General features: G+C 69.8%; 2 protein-coding genes. One reads left to right on the plus strand and one right to left on the minus strand.

The genetic code is table 11. The features are described from left to right. Nucleotides 1–80: 80 nt before the first annotated feature. Nucleotides 81–1,199 (plus strand): acyltransferase, encoded by a 1,119-nt coding sequence (locus G3I54_RS01190; protein ID WP_164610166.1) that lies wholly within the window; start codon nt 81–83, stop codon nt 1,197–1,199. A 35-nt stretch (nt 1,200–1,234) separates the two neighbouring features. On the opposite strand, the gene G3I54_RS01195 is transcribed toward G3I54_RS01190, so the two are convergent. Beyond that, the coding region (locus G3I54_RS01195) for a non-ribosomal peptide synthetase (RefSeq protein ID WP_164610168.1) at nt 1,235–7,411 on the minus strand (6,177 nt) is incomplete at its 5' end.

Below are 7,411 nucleotides of genomic sequence, written 5' to 3' on the forward strand. Positions count from 1 at the left end.
AGGGTGTCCCTCCAACCGGAGGGACACCCCTCCTCATCCTGTGGTCTCTCCTGACCATCCCCCACACAGGAGCAGACATCATGTCCCCCGACCCCTCACGACCCCGGCTGCCCTCCCTCACCGGCATCCGCTTCCCTCTCATGCTCGTCGTGTTCATCGGCCACGTCGCGCTCATCGTCCCCTTCGCGGATCCCGAAGCCGCGCAGTGGTACCGCCACTATCTGGGCGGAATAGGCAAGGTCGGACTGTCCTGCTTCTTCGTGCTCGGCGGATTCATCCTCACCTGGATCCACCGTGAGAAGGACTCGCCCCTGCTCTTCTGGCGCCGCAGGCTTGCCAAGATCGTCCCCCTGCACTGGCTGACGTTCGCCGTGGCCGTGGTCGTCTTCGCCGGCTCCGCGACGACCTTCGAGACGGGGGCCATGAGCCTCCTGCTCCTACAGGCGTGGTCGCCCGACCCCCAGATCTTCGGCGCCGCCAACGCCCCGAGCTGGTCGCTCGCCTGCGTCGCCTTCTTCTACCTGCTGTTCCCCGTACTCCATCGGGCGATGTCTCGCGTCAAGGCCCAGCACCTGTGGTGGTGCGTCGGCGCGGTCCTGGCCGTGGTCTTCGCCATACCCGCCGTGGTGCGCGCCCTCGTACCGGCCGAGGCCGGGATGGCGCCGAACGCGCCCGCCGGTTCGACGGACGCGTTCTGGATCATCCAGATCTTCCCGGTGACCCGGCTGCTGGAGTTCGTCCTGGGCATCCTGGTGGCCCGCATCGTCATGGCCGGCCGCTGGACCGGCCCGGGTCCGCTGCCGTTCGCGGTCCTGCTCGCGGTCCTCTACTTCGTCGCGCTGGAGACCCCCGCGGAGTACCGGCTGGTCGCCATGACCATCGTGCCGGTGACACTGCTCCTCGGCTCCCTCGCGGCGGCCGACCTGCGGGGCGACCGGTCCATCGTCGCGAACCGCCCCATGGAGTGGCTCGGAGACATCTCCTTCGCCTTCCTCCTCGTCCACTGGCCGGTGATGAACTTCTTCTTCCAGCAGTTCGGAGAGGAGCTCTACTCCGTCCCCAAGGCGATCGGCGTGGTCTGCCTCGATCTCGCGGTGAGCCTGGCCCTCGCCCGGCTGCTCACCGTGGCCGTGGAGCGGCCGCTCGTGAAGCTTCTGTCACCGAAGCGAAGGAGCAGGGAAGCCGCGCGCGCACACTGAGCGGCCCGGCTCCCCTGTTCTCCGTGCGGGCGGGTTCAGAAACCCCATTCCTCCGACAGGAGGTCGATCTCGTTCTGGTTGAGGTCCACCAGAAGGTCCGACGGAGTGAATCCGCCCGCATCCGGCGTCTCGGCATGGGCGACCAGGGCGCCGAGCGCCTTGAACCAGCCCTCGGCCAGCGCCCGCACCTCGTCCTCGCGGAACAGCTCCGAAGGCCAGGACCAGGTGGCCGACAGCCGCGGGCCGTCCGCCTGGTCCTGGGTGACCGCGTTCAGCTCCAGCGCGTGCCCGACCGGCATGTCCGGGTCGCGTCCGTCGCCCAGGTCCACGTCGGACAGTACGGACCAGTCCGCCACGTCACCGGCCCCGTCCGCCATGGCGATACGGCCCAGGTAGTTGAAGCTGATCTGCGGTGCCGGCAGGGCGGACAGCGCGGCACCGGCTTCCTCGTTGAGGTAGCGCAGCAGCCCGTACCCGATGCCGTTGTCCGGTATCGCCCGCAGCTGCTCCTTGACCTCCTTGAGCACCCGGCCGAGAGCGGGACCGCCGGCCCGGACGTCGGGCCACTCCCGGTCCGGAACCCGCGGATCGAGGTGCACCGGGTACATGCTGGTGAACCAGCCGACCGTACGGGAGACGTCGAGGTTCTCCCCGAGCTCTTCGCGGCCGTGCCCTTCGAGGTCGAACACGACGCTGCGGCCCGCTCCGCGTGCTCGCTGCCAGTCGACCGCGGCGATGGCGAAGGCCGCCAGCAGAACGTCGTTGATCCCCGCGTGGTAGATGGTCGGCAGCCGGGTCAGGAGCGGTTCGGTCAGCTCCACGGGCAGGGAGAGCGTGAGCCTGCGGGCGGTCGCGGCCTTGTCCCGGACCGGGTCCAGCGCTCGGCTTCCCAGCGGCCGCCGGGGTTCTCCGAGCATGGCCGCCCAGAGCGGCAGTTCCTCGATCCGGCCCGGCTTCCCGGCTTCCTCGGCCAGATTCCGCGCCCAGCTCCGGAAGGAGGTGCCCGTCTCCCCCGGGCCCGTGTCACGTCCCTCGGCCGCGGCCCGGTAGAGCTCCGGAAGCTCCGGCGTCAGCAGGCGCCAGGAGATCCCGTCGACCACCAGATGGTGGATGACGAGAAGAAGCCGGCCCGCCGATTCGGCACCCGCGTCGAACCAGACGGCTTGCAGCATCACCCCGGATTCCGGGTCCAGGCGCCGTTGGGCGGCCCTCGCCTCCTCCGCGATGTCCGTGTCATGCACATCCACGCGGCTCAGGACGTCCTCCGCCCGGACCTTCCCGGGCGGTCGCACCTCCAGCTCCCACTCGCCACCGGCATGACGGGTCAGCCGGGCGCGCAACACGTCGTGCCGGTCCAACAGCGCCTGAACCATGGCCGACATCGGCTCGGTGGCGCATCCGGGCGGGGTCCGCACCATCATGGCCTGCTGGAAACCGTCGGCCGGGCCGCCGAGTTCCCGTAGCCAGTGCATGATCGGGGTCAGCGGCACCGGGCCGAGTCCCGCTTCGGGCGACTCGTGGACAACCGCGGAGACCGGCACGGCGACCTCGGCGAGGGCGGCCGGGGTCTGGCAGTCGAAGACGTCCCGCGTCCTGATCAGCAGCCCGGCCTTGTGCGCCTTGCTGACGAGTTGGAGGGAGACGATGCTGTCGCCGCCGAGCTCGAAGAAGTTTCCGTCGACGCCGACGCGTTCGAGGCGCAGGACCTCGGCGAAGAGGTCGCAGAAGACCTCTTCCTGTACGGTGCGCGGCTCCCGGGTGCCCAGGAGGTCCCCGAAGTCGGGGGCGGGGAGCGCCTCGCGGTCGAGCTTGCCGTTGACGGTGACCGGGAGCGTGTCCAGGGTGACGAAGGCCCCCGGCACCATGTACGAGGGCAGTGCCTCGGCCACATGCCGGCGCAGCTCCGCATGGTCCGTGGTGAGGCCGGCGGCGGGCACGAGGTAGGCGACCAGGACGGCGACACCCGGCTGGTCCTCCCGGATCAGAACCGCGGCCCGGTCGACCGTCCCGTGGGCGTTCAGCGCGGCCTCGACCTCGCCGAGCTCGATGCGGTAGCCGCGGAGTTTGACCTGGTTGTCGGCGCGGCCGAGGTAGTCGAGTTCGCCGTCCGCCGTCCAGCGGGCGATGTCGCCCGTGCGGTACATCCGCTCCCCCGTCGTGCTGTACGGGTCGGCGACGAAGCGCTCGGCGGTCAGCCCGCGCCGTCCGAGGTAGCCGCGGGCCAGGCCCTGGCCCGCGATGTACAGCTCGCCCGGCACTCCTGCGGGGACCGGACGTAGACCAGCGTCGAGGACGTGGACACGACTGTTGTGAACCGGCCGGCCGATGGGCGGCGTCCCGCTCTGCGCGGTCAGGGGGGCGCTGGTGGTCACCATGACGGTGGATTCCGTCGGACCGTAGGCGTTCACCATGCGGCGGCCCGGCGCCCAGCGGTCGACCAGCTCCGCCGAGGTGGCGTCGCCTCCGACCACGAGGGTACGGAAGGCGGGGAAGTCACCGGGCCGCACGGCGACGGTGGCCAGGGCCGCCGGTGGGATCAGCGCGTGGGTCACCGCGCTGTCCCGCAGAACGGCGGCCAGCACGTCGTCGGCCAGCGGACCCGGCGGCGGAACCACGAGCGTGGCGCCGGCCGCGTAGGTCATGCAGATCTCCAGGACGGACGCGTCGAAGCTGGGCGAGGCGTACTGCAGGACCCGGCTGTCGGCGGTGACGTCGAAGCGTTCGAGTTCGGCGGCGGCGAACGAGGCCAGGCCTTGGTGGGTGACGACGACGCCCTTGGGGCGGCCGGTGGAGCCGGAGGTGTAGATGACGTAGGCGGGGTGGGTGAGCTGTACGGGGACGGCGGGGTTGTGGTGAGGCCGGCCGGTGGTGAGGCCGGCGGTGTCGATCAGGAGGCGTGGGACCCGGTCGTGTTCGGGGAGCCGGGGGGCGTGTTCGGTGTCGGTGATGAGCAGGGCGGGCGCGGCGTCGTCGAGGATGTAGCTGATCCGGTCGGCCGGGTAGTCCGGGTCGACGGGCAGGTAGGCGGCTCCGGCCTTCATCACGGCGAGCTGGGCGACCGCGATGTCCACCGACCGGGGCAGCGCGAGCGCCACGATCTGCTCACGGCCCACCCCCCGCTCGATCAGCAGATGCGCCAGCTGATTGGCACGCTCGTTGAACTCCTCGTAGCTATAGGTGAGTTCGGGAGATTCCAGAGCGGTGGCCCGCGGCGCACGGATCACCTGGGCCTCGAACAGCCCCGGGAAGGTCACCGGCTCGACGGACCGCGAGGTGGCGTTCCACTCCACCAGAATCCGCTCACGCTCCCGCGCGGTCAGCACGTCGATCGTCGACACGGCCCGATCCGGATCGCCCAGCGCCGCCTCCAGCAACTGCCCGAGACGTGCCGCCAGCACCTCGACCGACGCACGGTCGAAGAGATCGACCGCGAACTCGATCACACCCTCCAGCCCCGCGGGCGAACCGTCACCGGAGAACCGCTCCTCCAGCTCGAAGGAGAGATCGAACTTGGCCGTGTCGAGCGCCACCGGCAGCGGGGTCGCGGGGATACCGCCCAACTCGGCCTCAATGGCCGGGGTGTTCTGCATCGACAGCATGACCTGGAAGAGCGGGTGCCTGGCCATGGAACGAGCCGGGTTGAGTTCGTCGACGAGGCGCTCGAAGGGCACGTCCTGGTGGGCGTAGGCCGCCAGGTCCGTCTCCTTCACCCGGTCGACGAGCTCGCGGAAGGTCGGGTTCCCGGAGAGGTCGGTGCGCAGCACGAGGGTGTTGACGAAGAAGCCGACAAGGTCGTCGAGCGCTTCGTCGGTGCGTCCGGCCACCGCCGTACCGATCGGGATGTCCTCACCTCCGCCGACCTTGCCCAACAGGGCGGCGATGGCGGCCTGGAGGACCATGAAGACGGTCCCTCCCGCATCACGTGCCAGATCGGCAGCTGCACGCTGGAGGCCGGGCCCGAAGTGCATGGGCACCCGCTCGCCGCGGTAGCTCATCTCCGCCGGCCGCGGCCGGTCGGTGGGGAGGGCCAGCTCCTCCGGGAGGTCCGCGAGCGTGGTGCGCCAGTGGTCCAGCTGACCGGCCAGGACGCTCTGCGAATCGTCCTCGTCGCCGAGGATCTCGTCCTGCCAGAGGGTGTAGTCGGCGTACTGGACCGGCAGCGGCTGCCACTCGGGGGCGCCCCCGGCGCTGCGCGCGGCATAGGCGGTGGACAGATCCTTCGACAACGGCGCGTTGGACCAACCGTCACTGGCGATGTGGTGGACGACCAGCAGCAGCACATGGTCGCCCTCCGACACCCGGAACAGGTGGGCACGGAAAGGAGTTTCGACCGCCAGGTCGTAGGAGGCCGAGGCGGCTCGGCTGAGTGCCGCCCCGAGTTCTTCGGTGGTCACGTCGGTGACGGTGAGGTCGACGGTCGCCTGTTCGGGGGTGTGGATTTCCTGGCGGGGGTGGCCGTCGGTGTCCGGGAAGGTGGTGCGCAGGCTCTCGTGCCGGGTGATGACGTCGTTCAGCGCCGCACGCAGGGCCGGCACATCCAGCCCGCCGGAAAGCCGCAGGGAGAGACCGGTGTTGTAGTTGCCGCCCGAACTCTCCAGTCGGTTGATGAACCAGAGGCGGCGTTGGGCGGGGGAGAGGGGGGTGTGGTGGGGGCGGGGTCGGGGGGTGAGGTGGGGGCGGGTGGTGGGGGTGGTGGTGTCGAGGTGGTGGGCGAGTCCGGCGACGGTGGGGGTTTCGAAGATGGTGCGGACGTCGAGTTCGGTGTCGAGGGCGGTTCGGATACGGCTGATGAGGCGGGTGGCGAGGAGGGAGTGCCCGCCGAGGTTGAAGAAGTTGTCGTCGATGGTGACGGTGTCGAGGTTGAGGGTTTCGGCGAAGAGGGTGCAGAGCAGTTCTTCGCGGGGGTTGCGGGGGCTGCGGCCGACGACTTGGCGGCTGAAGTCGGGTGCGGGGAGGGCTTTGCGGTCCAGCTTCCCGTTCGCGGTGAGGGGGAGTTCGGTGAGTGTGATGAATGCTGCGGGGATCATGTGGTCGGGGAGGTGGGTGGCTGCGTGGGTGCGTAGTTGGTCGGGGTGGGGGGTGTGTCCGGGGGTGGGGAGGGTGTAGGCGATGAGTTGTTTGTTGCCGGGTTGGTCTTCGCGGAGGAGGACGGTGGTGTGGGTGATGTGGGGGTGGGTGGTGAGTGCGGTTTCGATGTCGCCGAGTTCGATGCGGAAGCCGCGGAGTTTGATCTGGTCGTCGCTGCGGCCTTGGTATTCGATGGTGCCGTCGGTGGTCCAGCGGGCGATGTCGCCGGTGCGGTACATGCGTTCGCCGGTGGTGCTGTGGGGGTTGGCGGTGAAGCGTTCGGCGGTGAGGGCGGGGCGGTGGGTGTAGCCGTGGGCGAGTTGGATTCCGGCGAGGTAGAGCTCTCCGGGGACGCCGACGGGGACGGGGCGCAGGGCGTTGTCGAGGATGTAGGTGCGGGTGTTCCAGATCGGCCGCCCGATCGGAACACCACCACCACCACTGCCTCCACCGCTGGTGGTGTCACTTCCACTGCTGCTGGTGGTGGTGTGGTGGGCGGTGACGTCGACGGCGGCTTCGGTGGGGCCGTAGAGGTTGTGGAGTTGGGTGGTGGGGAGTTGGGTGTGGAAGCGGTGGGCGGTGTCGGTGGGGAGGGCTTCGCCGGAGGAGATGATCCGGCGCAGGGTGGTGCAGTGGGGGGTGGTGGGTTCGGTGAGGAAGGCCTGGAGCATGGAGGGCACGAAGTGGGCGGTGGTGATGCCGGTGTTCTGGATGAGGGTGGTGAGGTAGGCGGGGTCTTTGTGGCCTTCGGGGCGGGCGAGGACGAGGGTCGCGCCGGTGCGCAGGGGCCAGAAGAATTCCCAGACGGAGACGTCGAAGCCTGAGGGTGTTTTCTGCAGGACCCGGTCGGTGGTGTCGAGTTGGTAGGTGTCCTGCATCCAGGCGAGGCGGTTGTTGATCGCGTCGTGTCCGACCACGACGCCCTTGGGGCGTCCGGTGGAACCGGATGTGAAGATCACGTAGGCGGGTGCGTTCGGTGCGACCGTCACGTCGGGGCGGTGTGCGGGGTGTTCGGTGCCCCGGCCCTGGTCGGTGTCCAGCAGCAGTTGCGGCACTGGTGTCGTGGGCAGTTGCGGGGCGGTGCTGGTGGTGGTGAGGAGGAGTGCGGGGGTGGCGTCCTGGAGGATGGTGCTGATGCGGTCGGC

Source organism: Streptomyces sp. SID14515, from assembly GCF_010548505.1.
Lineage (GTDB): Bacteria > Actinomycetota > Actinomycetes > Streptomycetales > Streptomycetaceae > Streptomyces > Streptomyces caviscabies.

Coding starts and splice junctions, on each gene's coding strand:
- G3I54_RS01190 (WP_164610166.1), top strand. CDS start 81: ATGTCCCCCGACCCCTCACGACCCCGGCTGCCCTCCCTCACCGGCATC.